Source organism: Neobacillus mesonae, assembly GCF_001636315.1.
Classification (GTDB): Bacteria; Bacillota; Bacilli; order Bacillales; family Cytobacillaceae; genus Neobacillus; species Neobacillus mesonae.
This window is the reverse complement of the sequence record NZ_KV440949.1, coordinates 1,087,228-1,101,203: the sequence shown is the minus strand read 5'-3', so window position 1 is coordinate 1,101,203 and position 13,976 is coordinate 1,087,228. Positions and strand designations below refer to the sequence as shown.

Here is a 13,976-nt window from a genome sequence, read left to right as displayed (position 1 = left end):
GAGCGCTTATGAAAGAGAAAATTTTAGAAACTATTAAACAGTATGAAACCATTATTGTTCACCGCCATGTACGTCCGGACCCTGATGCCTACGGTTCTCAAGGAGGATTAGTAGAGATCTTGAAGGAATCCTTTCCGGAAAAGCAAATTTATGCGGTTGGACAGGATGAACCTACGCTTCAATATATGCGGATGCTGGATGTAATTGACGATGAAGTGTATAAAGGGGCATTGGTTATCGTGTGTGACACGGCCAATAAGGAAAGAATATGTGACTCCCGCTATACTTTAGGGGACAAATTGATTAAAATTGATCACCACCCGAATGAAGACCCGTATGGGGACCTATTGTGGGTTGATACAAAAGCAAGCTCCTGCAGCGAGATGATTTATGATTTTTATCAGTTCGGTAAAGAGCAAGGGTTAAAGTTGAATGATGAAGGAGCAAGACTGCTGTTTGCTGGAATTGTCGGGGATACCGGCCGTTTCCTATTTCCAAGCACGACTGAGAAGACCTTTACTTATGCCGGAGAGTTAATTCATTATCAGTTTTCCCGTCCGGAATTGTTTGACAAAATGTATGAACTTGAGCCAAATCTTATAAAACTTAAAGGCTTCGTATTACAAAATTTTGAATTTATGTCAAATGGCGTTGCCTCTGTTAAATTGACAAAAGAACTGCTGGAAGAATATCAGGCCAGACCAGCGGAAGCATCTCTATTAGTGGGAATTTTGGGAGACGTTAAAGGAATCAAGGCATGGGTATTCTTTATTGAAGAAGCAGACCAAATAAGAGTAAGGCTCCGCTCCAAAGGCCCGGTCATTAATGGTATTGCCAGGAAATTTAAAGGAGGCGGACACCCGCTCGCAGCCGGCGCATCCATCTATTCATGGGATGAAGTGCAGGATGTTTTAAAAGAGTTAAACAAGGTATGTGAATAGTTTTAGGTGTCATTGTTGGTGTCAGGCACCATGAAAAGCTGCAGCGCCTAACCAAGGTGCTGCAGCTTTTCATGGTGCCTGACACCTTTCTCTATTCATCAAATTGAATTTCCAGCTGGATTGTTAGTGTAGTGAAGATAATCATTTCTTTTACTTTGAGTTTATATCGTTTGTCGTTTATTTTAATAGGTTTGTTTTCAATGATTTTTTTAACCAAGTCTTTACTTTTGGCGACTGTTTCTAAATCCTTTGCCAAAACCATTTTGATGTCATTGCGGACTGCTTCTTCTGTTTCAAAGACACTGAAATCATCGAGCTTATATCTTTCCCAATTAGTGATCTTGATTTGGATATTTTGAACAGTGATTTTTGCTAAGTTACGGTTATTCAATTCTTCATAGTCTTCCTGCCAAATTTTAATATCATTATTTAGTTCGGTAATATCATTCTGTTGTTTACGGATCAGTTTTGCATTCTCCTCCTGCCAAACTCCAAAAATATATAAAAAAATACACCAGCTAATGGCACCGCCGACAGCCATCCCCGCAAAAAAACGCTGCCACGAAGGTCTACGATAATATGGAGGAATTCTCATGACGAAATATGCTCCTGTGTCATCCAGTTAATAATCAGTGCCCCCGTTTGTGCACCGCCTAAAGCAGAAAGAATTAATAAAAATTGTTTAAAAAGGTCCTTTGTATCTGCATTTAAGAAGCCTCGTTCAAATGTATAGACGGCATCGAATGTACCTCCAATCGCCGCAACAATCGCCCATATTCTGAGTGCTGTTGATAAGCGATAGACAGTTGTGAGCGGAGGCTGTCCAGTTAAAAAAGAGGCAATTCCACCAATTAATGCACCCCCGAGCAAAACCCCTAAAGCGATAAAGTAACTTTCAATAAAAGCGGGAAAAAAGCCAATTTCTTTCATGCTTTCCTCAGTCCTTAATCTAGATAAATGTTGTTTCTATCATTTATATGGACAGGCGGTAATAAATATGAATTTTTAAATGAGAACATATTTTCTTTTTTTCTAGCAAAGCTCTATAATGGAAGATAGGATCATGTATATATAAGGGTGTGATGAAATGGCTTTTATTCACCTGCATGTTTATAGCGCGTATAGTTTATTAACCAGCACGGCTTCCGTCCATGAGTTAATTGATAATGCTTTTGAAAAGGGATTTCGTGCGCTTGCTCTAACTGATAGAAATGTAATGTACGGGACGATCGAGTTTTATAAACTATGTAAACAGAAAGGAATTAAACCGATTATTGGTTTGACTGTGGATGTGGCAAGCACCAATAGGGAAAATGAAACCTTCCCGCTTGTCCTGCTGGCTGAGAATGAAACAGGATATCAGAATCTGTTGAAAATATCGAGTGCTGTTCAAACAAAGGCTGACAATGGACTGCCGTATAATTGGCTGCGTCATTATGCATCGGGACTCATTGCGCTTACGCCTGGTGCTGAAGGGGAAATTGAACAGGCACTGGCGAGCGGTGAAATGGATATTGCAAGAGAGTTAATTCGAAAATTTGACGCCATTTTCCGGAAAGGCAATTTTTATCTTGCTTTGCAAAACCATCATTTACAACAAGAGGATAAAATAAAATCTCAACTGATACAGTTATCAAAAGAAATGAATATTCCTCTCACTGCAACTAATCAAGTCCACTATTTAGAAAAAGCTGATATGTTTGCACATGAATGTCTGTTAGCCATTAAAAACGGAGATAAACTCCAGGATGAGCATCGGGAAACATTAGGGAACGATCAATTCTATTTGAAGACGGCAGCCGAAATGATTGAGTGTTTCGCGGACCTTCCCGAGGTTTTGGAGAATACACTTTCCATTGCTGAAAGATGCAATGTCAATATTGAATTAAATAAGACATATCTTCCCGCTTTCCCGACGAAAGACCCAGAGGTTTCCGCAGATGAATATCTGGAAAGGCTGTGCCGGAAAGGACTTCAAGAACGTTTTTCCTCGCCTTCGAAAGAATATATTGACCGGCTGATGTATGAATTAGCGGTAATCAAAAGAATGAGATTTAGTAATTATTTTTTAATTGTATGGGATTTTATGAAGTTCTCGAGGGAGAATGGAATCCTAACCGGTCCGGGACGTGGTTCTGCTGCGGGTTCCCTGGTATCCTATTGTTTATACATCACAGATGTTGATCCGATTAAACACAATCTATTATTTGAGCGCTTTTTGAATCCGGAACGCATTTCGATGCCTGATATTGATATAGATTTTCCGGACCACCGTCGTGACGAAGTGATAGAATATGTTGCAAGAAAATACGGCGAGCTTCATGTTGCCCAAATTGTAACGTTTGGAACGCTTGCCGCTAAAGCTGCGATAAGAGATACAGGAAGGGTTTTTGGCTTAAATCCAAAAGAGCTCGATTCTATTTCTAAATTAATTCCGTCGCGCCTGGGAATTAATTTGGCAGATGCCTTGAAAGAATCTGAAGGTCTCAGGAAATTTATTAACGAAACACCACTTAACAAAAGGTTGTATGAAACGGCATTGAAATTAGAGGGCCTGCCTCGGCATACGTCCACACATGCTGCAGGTGTGGTAATAAGTGATAAACCGCTTATCGATTTAGTTCCGATTCAGCAGGGGTCTAATCATGTTTATTTAACCCAATATTCTATGGAATATTTGGAAGAAATGGGCCTGCTAAAAATGGATTTTCTCGGGCTGCGAAATTTAACATTAATCGAAACAATTTTAACTTCCATAAAACGTCAGACCGGAAAAACATTGGACATTCGCTCTGTTCCATTAAATGATGTCAAAACATTTTCGTTATTGGCGGCTGGAGAAACGACTGGTATCTTTCAGTTGGAATCAGAAGGGATGAGAAAGGTGTTAAGGCGGCTTAAACCTTCATGCTTTGAAGATATCGTTGCGGTTAATGCGTTGTATCGTCCAGGTCCAATGGAGAATATTCCACTATTTATTGATAGAAAGCATGGACGCATTCCGATTGAATATCCTCTTCCCGAATTAAAACCGATCCTTGAAAATACGTATGGGGTCATTGTCTATCAAGAACAAATTATCCAAATTGCTTCGAAAATGGCGGGTTTTTCACTTGGTGAAGCCGACTTGTTAAGACGCGCTGTTGGAAAGAAGCAAAAGGATGTGTTAGACAGGGAGCGAAACCATTTTATCGAGGGAGCTTTGACAAATGGTTATGAAACTGCCGCAGCCAATGAAGTTTACGACTTAATCGTTCGTTTTGCCAATTATGGATTTAACCGGAGCCATGCCGTTGCTTATAGTATGATTGCATATCAGCTCGCATTTTTAAAAGCGAATTTTCCAGTTTTTTTCATGGCCGGCTTGTTAACATCAGCGATCGGTAATGATACGAAAATTTCGCAATACATCATGGAAGCAAAACAAATGGGGATCATCATACTTCCTCCATCCATCAATCAAAGCAGCTCTTCCTTCCAGGTTGAAAACGGTGCAATCCGATATAGTTTAGCAGCTATAAGAGGTATAGGGATAGCGGCATTAAAGGAAATTTTTCAGGCAAGAAGGAAAAAAAGATTTACCGACTTATTCGATTTTTGTATCCGGGTTTCTAGTAAAGCAATAAATCGAAAGACACTGGAATTTCTTGTACACTCTGGCAGCTTTGATGAATTTGGCGAGGATCGGGCTGTTTTGCTTGCAAGTCTTGATGTGGCCCTTGATCACGCACAAATATTTAAGCCGGAAGATTCTGACCAATTTGATTTATTTGAAGGAGAATTTAATCTTAAGCCGAAATATGTAATAGTAGATCCAATCAGCCAAGAACATAAGCTCTCGTTTGAAAAAGAAGCGCTGGGTCTTTATCTTTCTGACCATCCAATCTCCGTTTATGAAAAAGAGTTGATTCGAAGTGGTGCACATCCTTTATTTCAACTAAGAGCGGGCGTGTATAAAGTTTTTACAGGTGTTTATATTTCAGCAGTCAAAACAATTCGGACAAGAAAAGGGGAATTAATGGCGTTTTTAACGCTCAGTGACTCAAGCGGAGAAATGGAAGCAATTGCTTTCCCTAATGTATATAAAAAGGCAGCAGCGTTATTACAACAAGGTGAATGCGCCTTGCTTGAAGGGAAAGTGGAGGAAAGAGAAGGGAAGCTGCAGTTTATTATTCAACAGGCTCATGAAATGGTTAAATGGCTGAATACAAAATTGGTGAAGCAGCCGGTATTATATTTAAAAATCAGCAAAGAAAAGAATGAAGATCAATCTCTTCAACAACTGAACCTGCTTCTTGGGAACAATAAGGGGAATACAAGTGTGATATTGCATTACGAAGCCAACCGAAGAACAATCAGGCTAGGGGACGATAAGGCAGTGAATCCAACCCCGAATGTCCTTCATTCGTTGAGGGAAATTCTCGGTCCGGAAAATGTGGTTCTCAAAGATTAAATCTTTACAACTATCGAGGTTATGTTATATTGTTAAAGGGATAAGTGTGGTCTGACCACTATTGCCATTGCGATTTTTTTACTAATAGTAAGTAATTTTATTAATGTGTGTAATTATTTGAGGGGTGACATTTCTTGACTTTACGAGAAGAAGCGTTACATATGCATCGTATTAATAAAGGAAAATTAGAGTCCAAATCAAAGGTACCTGTCCGGAATGCTCATGATTTAAGTTTAGCCTATTCACCAGGTGTTGCTGAACCATGTAAAGATATTTATGAAAAGCCGGAAACCGTTTATGACTATACCATGAAAGGAAACATGGTGGCGGTTGTTTCCGATGGTACTGCTGTTTTGGGGCTGGGTAATATCGGGCCGGAAGCTGCATTGCCGGTAATGGAAGGGAAAGCTGTATTATTTAAGAGCTTTGCCGGTGTAGATGCTTTTCCAATTTGTTTAAATACAACAGATGTAGACAAAATTGTTGAAACTGTGAAGCTTCTTGAACCAACCTTTGGCGGTGTAAACTTAGAGGATATTGCAGCGCCAAATTGTTTTGTGATTGAGGAAAGACTAAAAAGGGAAGCCAATATCCCGATTTTCCACGATGACCAGCATGGTACAGCGATTGTAACAGCTGCCGGTCTTGTTAATGCGCTTAAACTGATTGGCAAAAAAATGGCCGAAATTAAAGTTGTCGCTAATGGAGCTGGCGCTGCTGGAATAGCCATTATTAAATTATTACATAGCTATGGTGTCAGAGATATCATTATGTGTGATACAAAAGGAGCTATTTACGAAGGCCGTCCTCATGGCATGAACGCTGTAAAGGCAGAAGTCGCAAAGTTTACAAATCGTGATAATTTAACCGGGAGTCTCGAAGATGTTATTAAAGGAGCCGATGTTTTCATCGGAGTTTCTGTTGCAGGAGCCTTGACAAAGGAAATGGTTGAATCCATGAACCCGGATGCAATCATTTTTGCGATGGCTAACCCAGTACCTGAAATTATGCCTGAAGAGGCTAAGGCCGCTGGAGCAAAAGTAGTAGGTACCGGTCGTTCCGATTTCCCTAATCAGGTTAATAATGTTCTTGCCTTCCCTGGCATTTTCCGCGGGGCACTCGATGTTCGTGCCACCCATATTAACGAAAAAATGAAAATTGCTGCGGTTGAAGCAATTGCTGAACTGATTCATGATGATGAATTGAGTGCAGATTATGTTATCCCAGGACCTTTTGACCCGCGCGTTGCTCCGAATGTAGCTGCTGCGGTTGCTAAAGCAGCTATGGAAACAGGAGTGGCTCGGATTAAAGTGGATCCTGAAGAAGTAAAGGAAAAAACAAAGAGACTCGCTCTTATCGGTAAAAGCGAGTGAATGAATAAGTGGCAAATTCAAAAGTATACCTTAAGATCGTACAACATTTACGTGAAATGATTAGTGCTGACGGGCTTAAACCCGGTGATAAAATACCTTCTGAACGGGAATTATCAGAGCGCCTGGATGTCGGGCGCTCTTCAGTTCGGGAAGCACTAAGAGCATTGGAACTGCTTGGATTAATTGAAACCAGGCAGGGGGAAGGGACTTTTCTCCGTGACTTTCACGGCCATCAGCTGGTGCAGATCCTCAGTACCTTTATATTGCAGGATGAGAGGGCAAAAAGAGATGTTTCTGAAACCAAAAATATCATTGAAATTGATTGTCTTCGGCTGGCATTAAAAAGGATAAGCCATCAAAATCTTGTAAAATTAAGTGAGTGGGCAGAGAATGTTGAAAGCTTTGATGATGACGAGTTTTTTTATCGCATCATTTTACTCGCGGATAATCACCTCTTTCTAAGAATTTGGTTAATCCTTAAGGAATATTACTATTCATTACTTCAAATTCCTCCAACATACAAACGTGAGGATTATTTATTTTTATTGGCAGCTTTAGCTGAAAAGAATGAAGAAAAAATGATAAAAGCTTATTGTGAATTACGAAATTTGTCTATTTAGCAGTGACAAATACTAACAAATTTTGAATTCTTTTTATTTTATAGTGGGAATGATACAAGCCCAAAAATATAGTGGCATTTATATACATTAGTGGTCTGACCACTTTTCTTCATCTAGTACGTATGAGATTTAAGGTAGATAGAAAGACTGCTGAATAGATTTAATTGGGCTGCTTTCTATCAGGCAGGTGTTACACAAGGGAGGTTTAAAACTTGGCGCTTAAAGATCTTTTTACAAAAAATCAGACCAAAAAGAAAAAATATGCTACCATTCCGACGGAAGCTGCAAAACATGATGTTCCCGAAGGAATTATGACAAAATGCCCTTCATGTAAGAAAATTATGTATACAAAAGAATTAGTGAAAAACCATAAAGTATGTTTACACTGCAAGTATCATTTTCAAATGAATGCCGGAGAACGAATTGAGAGCTTTATTGATGAGGGAAGTTTTGAAGAAATTAATGAAAATATGATTTCAAAAAATCCGCTTCAATTCCCTGGGTATATGGAAAAGCTTGAAAAAGACCGGCAAAAAAGTAAGCTGAATGAAGCGATAGTGACTGGGATTGGAACTGTTGGCGGGCATAAAGCAGTTGTTGCCATCATGGATGCTTCTTTCCGTATGGGCAGTATGGGATCAGTTGTTGGCGAGAAAATTACCTTGGCGATTGAAAAAGCAGACGAGCTGTCTGTTCCTTTTATTATTTTTACTGCATCCGGTGGTGCTAGAATGCAAGAGGGTGCAATTAGTTTAATGCAAATGGCTAAAACAAGTGTGGCGCTAAAGAAATTCAGCAACAACGGCGGCCTGATTATTTCAATCATGACCCATCCTACCACAGGCGGTGTTTCAGCAAGTTTTGCCTCTTTAGGGGACTTTAACTTTGCGGAGCCGGAAGCGTTAATTGGTTTTGCCGGCCGAAGGGTAATTGAGCAATCCATTCGTGAAAAGCTGCCGGAGGATTTCCAAACGGCTGAATTTCTTTTAAAGCATGGCCAATTGGACGCGATTATTTCGCGTTTGGAGCTGGCTGAGAAAATAGCGAGTATTCTTGAAATCCATCAACCAGGGGGTGAAATCAAATGGTAGGTGAATTGGAATTCGAACGTCCGTTAATTGAGTTAAGAAAAAAGATTGCCGAATTAAAAGAGTTTACCAAAAACACTGATGTTGATTTAAGCTCAGAAATAAGCAAATTAGAAGCCCGTTTGGTAAAACTTGAACAAGATGTATATGAAAATATTAAACCTTGGGACCGTGTGCAAATAGCACGCCACCCTAATCGTCCAACAACGCTGGATTATATATCTTATTTATTTGAAGACTTCTTTGAATGTCATGGCGACCGTGTATTTGGTGATGATGAAGCAATAGTTGGCGGGATTGCTAAATTTAAAGGTCTGCCAGTAACCATTATTGGGCATCAAAGAGGAAAAGACACAAAAGAAAATATCCGCAGAAACTTTGGCATGCCGCATCCGGAAGGCTATAGAAAGGCTTTAAGATTAATGCATCAGGCTGATAAATTTAAGCGGCCGATCATTTGTTTTATTGATACAAAGGGTGCTTACCCGGGAAAAGCTGCCGAGGAGCGCGGGCAAAGTGAAGCGATCGCTTATAACTTATTTGAAATGGCTGGCCTAAAGGTACCGGTTATTTGTGTTGTGATCGGCGAAGGAGGAAGCGGCGGCGCACTTGGATTAGGAGTCGGCAACCGGATTTATATGCTGGAGAACTCCACTTATTCTGTTATTTCTCCGGAAGGTGCCGCGGCTATTTTATGGAAGGATGCTGCGCAGGCGAAACGTGCAGCCGAAACGATGAAAATTACCGCCCCGGATCTAAAAGAATTGGGCATCATTGATGAAATTATTCCGGAAATTAAAGGCGGAGCCCATAGAGACGTTAAAAAGCAGGCAGAAGAGATTGAACGTACTTTGTTGTCATCCTTAAAGGAATTAATGAAATTGTCTCCGGATCAATTAATCGAAGACAGGTACAATCGTTTCAGAACAATTGGAGAGTATGGTATCGTTAATGATTATGTTGGTGTGAAATAAAAAACGTGCTCATTTTGAGCACGTCTTTTATTTATGTGAAAATGGATCTTTTAGCCAGTTTTCATAAAAAATTCACAATCCAGTTGGAGATAACGGTTACATTCATATATAAAGCGATTTCAATTTATTGACTATTCTGCGAATTAGAAATAGCAGTGTGATAATGTTGTGAAGACCCCGCCTTCATGTTATTTTATAAATATTCAAGGGTTTTATGTAAATAATATATAAAGGTTAAAATCCTGTTTGAACTCTAATGCACTTATAAAAATGCTTTACATAATTCTTTAATTTCATTTTGAGGTGAGGATCATGAAAAAAATTGGGGTACTTACGAGCGGCGGCGATTCTCCAGGGATGAATCCGGCAATAAGGGCTGTTGTCAGAAAGGCCATTTATCATAATATAGAGGTTTACGGAATTTATGGAGGTTACTCAGGCCTGATTTGCGGGAATATTAAAAAGCTTGAACTAGGTTCTGTTGGCGATATTATTCATCGTGGAGGAACGATGCTTCATTCTGCCCGCTGTCCGGAATTCAGAACAAAAGAAGGGCAGCAGCAAGGGATTGATCAATTAAAAGCGTTTGGAATTGAAGGACTCGTCGTAATTGGCGGTGATGGGTCTTACCGCGGTGCTAAAGCATTAACAGAACAAGGCTTTCCATGCATTGGTGTTCCCGGAACAATCGATAATGACATTCCTGGGACAGATGTTACGATTGGATTCGATACCGCATTGAATACGGTTATTGATGCTATTGACAAAATTCGTGATACGGCGACTTCCCATGAAAGAACTTTTATTATCGAAGTAATGGGTCGGGATGCTGGAGATATCGCTCTTTGGTCAGGTCTTGCCGGAGGTGCGGAAACAATATTAATTCCGGAAGAAAATTATGATATGAATGAAATCGCTGAAAGGCTTCATAAAGGACAGGAACGCGGTAAAAAGCATAGTATCATTGTGGTTGCTGAGGGAGTCTGCAGTGCTGTCGATTTTGCCAAACAGCTGAAAGAGGCTGCTAATTTAGACACAAGGGTATCGGTATTAGGGCATATTCAACGCGGAGGTTCCCCAACAGTCCAGGACAGAGTACTTGCAAGCAGATTAGGAGCAAGGGCGGTCGAACTGCTGATTGAAGGAAAAGGCGGCAGGGCTGTTGGAATCGAAAAAAATGTATTAGTTGATTACGATATTGTAGAGGCGCTTAACAACAAACGTCATCAATTAGATTTGGAATTATATAAACTTTCGAAAGAACTATCCATTTAGCTTTTTGAATGCATCAGACTATAAACTTCAAAAACGATATAACCAGCTTAGGTAGGGAGGAAAAAGAATGTTACGAAAAACAAAAATCGTTTGTACGATAGGTCCAGCAAGTGAAAGTGTTGAAAAATTAGAACAATTAATGGATTCAGGTTTGAATGTTGCTAGGTTAAATTTTTCCCACGGTGATTATGAAGAGCACGGCATACGGATTCAAAATATTCGCGAAGCAGCAAAGCTGACTGGAAAAACGGTCGCCATCTTACTTGATACAAAAGGACCGGAGATTCGCACAAATAATATGCAAAATGGTGCGATTGAGCTTAAAGCCGGGGAAAATATTATCATTTCCATGACAGAAGTCGAAGGGACAATAGAGAAGTTTTCTATTACCTATCCTGGGTTAATCGATGATGTTCATGTAGGTTCTAAAATTCTTCTTGATGACGGCTTGATTGGGCTGGAAGTTTTAAAAGTGGATCAAGAAGCAAAAGAAATATATACAAAAATTCTGAACAGCGGTACGCTGAAGAACAAAAAAGGTGTTAATGTTCCTGGGGTTTCTGTAAATTTACCAGGGATTACCGAGAAAGATACAAACGATATATTGTTTGGAATTGAACAGGGAATCGACTTTATCGCTGCCTCCTTTGTCCGCAGAGCAAAAGATGTACTTGAAATCCGCCGCCTTTTAGAAGAAAATAATGCAGCTCATATCCATATCATTCCTAAAATTGAAAACCAAGAAGGTGTCGATAATATCGACGAGATTCTAGAGGTTTCTGATGGACTAATGGTTGCTCGTGGTGATTTGGGTGTTGAAATTCCTGCTGAAGAAGTGCCGCTCGTACAAAAAATGTTGATTAAAAAATGTAATGCATTGGGAAAACCAGTCATTACGGCGACACAAATGCTTGATTCCATGCAGAGAAACCCAAGACCTACCCGTGCCGAGGCAAGCGATGTGGCAAATGCCATATTTGACGGTACAGATGCGATTATGCTATCAGGAGAAACAGCTGCCGGACTTTATCCTGTAGAAGCCGTTCAGACGATGCACAATATTGCTTCAAGGGCTGAGCAGGCATTAAATCATAAAGAGATTTTATCTCACCGCAGCAAGAATACAGATCATAACGTAACCGATGCAATTGGATTATCTGTTGCTCATACAGCATTAAATTTAGAGGTTAAATCGATTATTACTCCGACAGAAAGCGGTCATACGGCTAGAATGATCTCTAAATACCGACCAAAAGCAGCGATTGTAGCGGTAACGGCCAGTGAAGCAATTTGCCGCCGTTTATCACTTGTTTGGGGTGTTTATCCACAGCTCGGAAAGTTTTGCTCTACCACAGATGAAATGTTAGAAGTTGCTGTTGAAGAAAGCTTAAACAGCGGGATTGTAAAACGTGGAGACTTAGTCGTCATTACCGCCGGTGTACCGGTTGGCGAAGCAGGCACGACAAACTTGATGAAGATTCATATCGTCGGCGATATCATTACAAAAGCTCAAGGAATCGGCAGGAAATCTGCTTTTGGTAAAGTAGTAATTGCGCATAATGCACAGGAGGCAATCGAGAAGGTTAAGTCAGGTTCCATCCTGGTGACAATTGGTTCTGACCGTGAAATGATGCCTGCTATTGAGAAATGTGCCGCGCTTATAACCCAAGAAGGCGGTCTAACCAGCCACGCAGCCGTAGTAGGATTGAACTTGGGGATTCCGGTTATTGTCGGCGTAGAAAACGCCATAACGCTGTTTAATGAAGGACAAGAGGTAACAGTCGACGCCGCCAGAGGCTTCGTCTACAACGGCCACGCAAGCGTCTTATAATATAAAAGAACGTCAGCCCTTTACTGGAGCTGACGTTCTTTTAAGCTTCTTTTCCCTTAATATACGTCCAAAGATCATGAAACACATGAGCACGGTACAATGTATTAATAATGACAAGTGTCACAGGCCCGATTATCAATCCCAAAAACCCAAACAATTTAAACCCGACAAACAAAGCAATCAATGTCGCTAACGGATCCAAACCAATACTCGAAGATAAAATTTTTGGCTCCATGACCTGTCTCTGGACTAGAACGATTATGTAAAGGATCCCTAAGCCAATCGCAAGCCCCATATTCCCGCCAATTGCTTCATAAATAATCCACGGAACAAATACAGCTCCCGTTCCAAGATACGGGATGATATCGACAATGCCGGTAAGTAACGCTATGGTAATTGCATAATCGACTCTAAGAATCAGCAAACCAATCAAAATAATTACCGTAGTGATCGAGATAAGTGTCAACTGTGCTTTAATAAAACCAAACAGCGCCTTTTTTAAATCAATAAACACAGTTCTGCCGCTTGTTTGCGCTTTTTTCGGCAAAAGCCTGCCGCCCATTACAGTAAAGCGATGCCAGTCTTTGCTGATAAAAAAAGTTGCTAGCAAAGAAAAAATAAGAACCGTCGCAGCGTTTGGAATCCAAGAAAAGAAGTTTGGAATATTGCCAAAAAGATTTTTTATGAAATCGCCGACAGTTGATCCGATAGTTTTACCTACATTTTGGATATTAGAAATAATTGTATCCTGCTGCCCGGTGCCAAGCTGTTTAAACATAGATGACAACTGATTATATAGTGGAATAATTTGGGCAGTAAAATATGTTTCAATATAGTTAATTAAAGTATCCAGATGCTGTGGCACGACTTTTGCCAAATAGTTTGCGCCGGAAACAACTTCCGCCACCAGCAGTGTGACCAATCCCGCAAATACAGCAATAAGAATAATTAATGCCACGACAACCGCTAGTGCCCGGGGCATTTTTGCCTTTTTTTCAAAAAAATTAACCAGCGGGTTAATCATAAAAGCAATGGCAATTGCAATAAGAAATGGGTAAGTTACTTTTGAGACATAAAAAAATGCAAGCAGGGAAAAGACAACAACACCAACAACCAATAAAAACCTTAGCGTTCGGTAAAGGTACTTAGGATTCAATATTAGACCTCCTAAATTAAAGTCATTAACACTTATTTTACCATTTATTAAATGGCTCTGCATAATTTACCAAATGGTATTCTTCGACAAATACATACGTTTTTAAATGAATAAAAGTTTCAAGAAATATATACCTCTTGTTTCTACTTTCGAAAAATATTATGGTAAAATAATTTATGCGAAGAAATGGTGAAATATTTTTTTGTATTTTGGAATGCTTTCCATTCACAAAAATCTGATTATTGTTTATAATAAGCTTGTAAGC

11 protein-coding genes are annotated in these 13,976 nt (G+C 39.9%); 8 read left to right on the top strand and 3 right to left on the bottom strand.

The window, feature by feature from the left end; all coding sequences use genetic code 11:
• The first annotated feature begins 8 nt into the window (after positions 1-8).
• Positions 9-941 (top strand): DHH family phosphoesterase, encoded by a 933-nt coding sequence (locus A6749_RS05530; RefSeq protein WP_066386056.1) that lies wholly within the window; start codon positions 9-11, stop codon positions 939-941.
• Between the two features lie 91 nt (positions 942-1,032).
• On the opposite strand, the gene ytrI is transcribed toward A6749_RS05530, so the two are convergent.
• Positions 1,033-1,536, bottom strand: a complete 504-nt coding sequence (gene ytrI, locus A6749_RS05525) for a sporulation membrane protein YtrI (protein ID WP_066386055.1) — start codon at positions 1,534-1,536, stop codon at positions 1,033-1,035.
• Positions 1,533-1,871, bottom strand: coding sequence for a sporulation membrane protein YtrH (locus A6749_RS05520; RefSeq protein WP_066386054.1), 339 nt, complete (start codon positions 1,869-1,871; stop codon positions 1,533-1,535). Before A6749_RS05520 ends, ytrI begins: the two co-directional genes overlap by 4 nt.
• Positions 1,872-2,028: 157 nt before the next feature.
• On the opposite strand from A6749_RS05520, the gene dnaE reads away from it, so the two are divergent.
• The 7 genes from dnaE to pyk all read left to right on the top strand — a co-directional run bounded on the left by dnaE (position 2,029) and on the right by pyk (position 12,555).
• Positions 2,029-5,394 (top strand): DNA polymerase III subunit alpha, encoded by a 3,366-nt coding sequence (dnaE, locus tag A6749_RS05515; RefSeq protein ID WP_066386053.1) that lies wholly within the window; start codon positions 2,029-2,031, stop codon positions 5,392-5,394.
• A gap of 134 nt (positions 5,395-5,528) precedes the next feature.
• Positions 5,529-6,767, top strand: coding sequence for an NADP-dependent malic enzyme (locus tag A6749_RS05510; RefSeq protein ID WP_066386052.1), 1,239 nt, complete (start codon positions 5,529-5,531; stop codon positions 6,765-6,767).
• Positions 6,768-6,823: 56 nt separating this feature from the next.
• Entirely contained in the window at positions 6,824-7,387 is a 564-nt protein-coding gene (locus A6749_RS05505; RefSeq protein ID WP_066400837.1) for a FadR/GntR family transcriptional regulator, read from the top strand.
• Between the two features lie 212 nt (positions 7,388-7,599).
• Positions 7,600-8,478, top strand: a complete 879-nt coding sequence (gene accD, locus A6749_RS05500) for an acetyl-CoA carboxylase, carboxyltransferase subunit beta (protein WP_066386051.1) — start codon at positions 7,600-7,602, stop codon at positions 8,476-8,478.
• Positions 8,472-9,449, top strand: a complete 978-nt coding sequence (accA, locus tag A6749_RS05495; protein WP_066386050.1) for an acetyl-CoA carboxylase carboxyl transferase subunit alpha — start codon at positions 8,472-8,474, stop codon at positions 9,447-9,449. Before accD ends, accA begins: the two co-directional genes overlap by 7 nt.
• Positions 9,450-9,761: 312 nt before the next feature.
• Positions 9,762-10,724: a 6-phosphofructokinase gene (pfkA, locus tag A6749_RS05490; RefSeq protein ID WP_066386049.1), complete on the top strand. Its 963-nt coding sequence runs from the start codon at positions 9,762-9,764 to the stop codon at positions 10,722-10,724.
• Between the two features lie 67 nt (positions 10,725-10,791).
• The gene (gene pyk / locus A6749_RS05485) at positions 10,792-12,555 is read left to right on the top strand and encodes a pyruvate kinase (protein ID WP_066386048.1); all 1,764 of its coding nucleotides are present in this window, start codon (positions 10,792-10,794) and stop codon (positions 12,553-12,555) included.
• A gap of 40 nt (positions 12,556-12,595) precedes the next feature.
• On the opposite strand, the gene ytvI is transcribed toward pyk, so the two are convergent.
• Positions 12,596-13,711, bottom strand: coding sequence for a sporulation integral membrane protein YtvI (ytvI, locus tag A6749_RS05480; RefSeq protein WP_066386047.1), 1,116 nt, complete (start codon positions 13,709-13,711; stop codon positions 12,596-12,598).
• Positions 13,712-13,976 lie beyond the last annotated feature (265 nt).

What these genes read in the sequence shown, in the direction of transcription:
- pfkA (WP_066386049.1), top strand. Translation starts at nt 9,762, where the DNA reads ATGAAAAAAATTGGGGTACTTACGAGCGGCGGCGATTCTCCAGGGATG.
- ytrI (WP_066386055.1), bottom strand. Translation starts at nt 1,536, where the DNA reads ATGAGAATTCCTCCATATTATCGTAGACCTTCGTGGCAGCGTTTTTTT.
- A6749_RS05505 (WP_066400837.1), top strand. Translation starts at nt 6,824, where the DNA reads ATGATTAGTGCTGACGGGCTTAAACCCGGTGATAAAATACCTTCTGAA.
- A6749_RS05530 (WP_066386056.1), top strand. Translation starts at nt 9, where the DNA reads ATGAAAGAGAAAATTTTAGAAACTATTAAACAGTATGAAACCATTATT.
- dnaE (WP_066386053.1), top strand. Translation starts at nt 2,029, where the DNA reads ATGGCTTTTATTCACCTGCATGTTTATAGCGCGTATAGTTTATTAACC.
- pyk (WP_066386048.1), top strand. Translation starts at nt 10,792, where the DNA reads ATGTTACGAAAAACAAAAATCGTTTGTACGATAGGTCCAGCAAGTGAA.
- accA (WP_066386050.1), top strand. Translation starts at nt 8,472, where the DNA reads ATGGTAGGTGAATTGGAATTCGAACGTCCGTTAATTGAGTTAAGAAAA.
- A6749_RS05520 (WP_066386054.1), bottom strand. Translation starts at nt 1,871, where the DNA reads ATGAAAGAAATTGGCTTTTTTCCCGCTTTTATTGAAAGTTACTTTATC.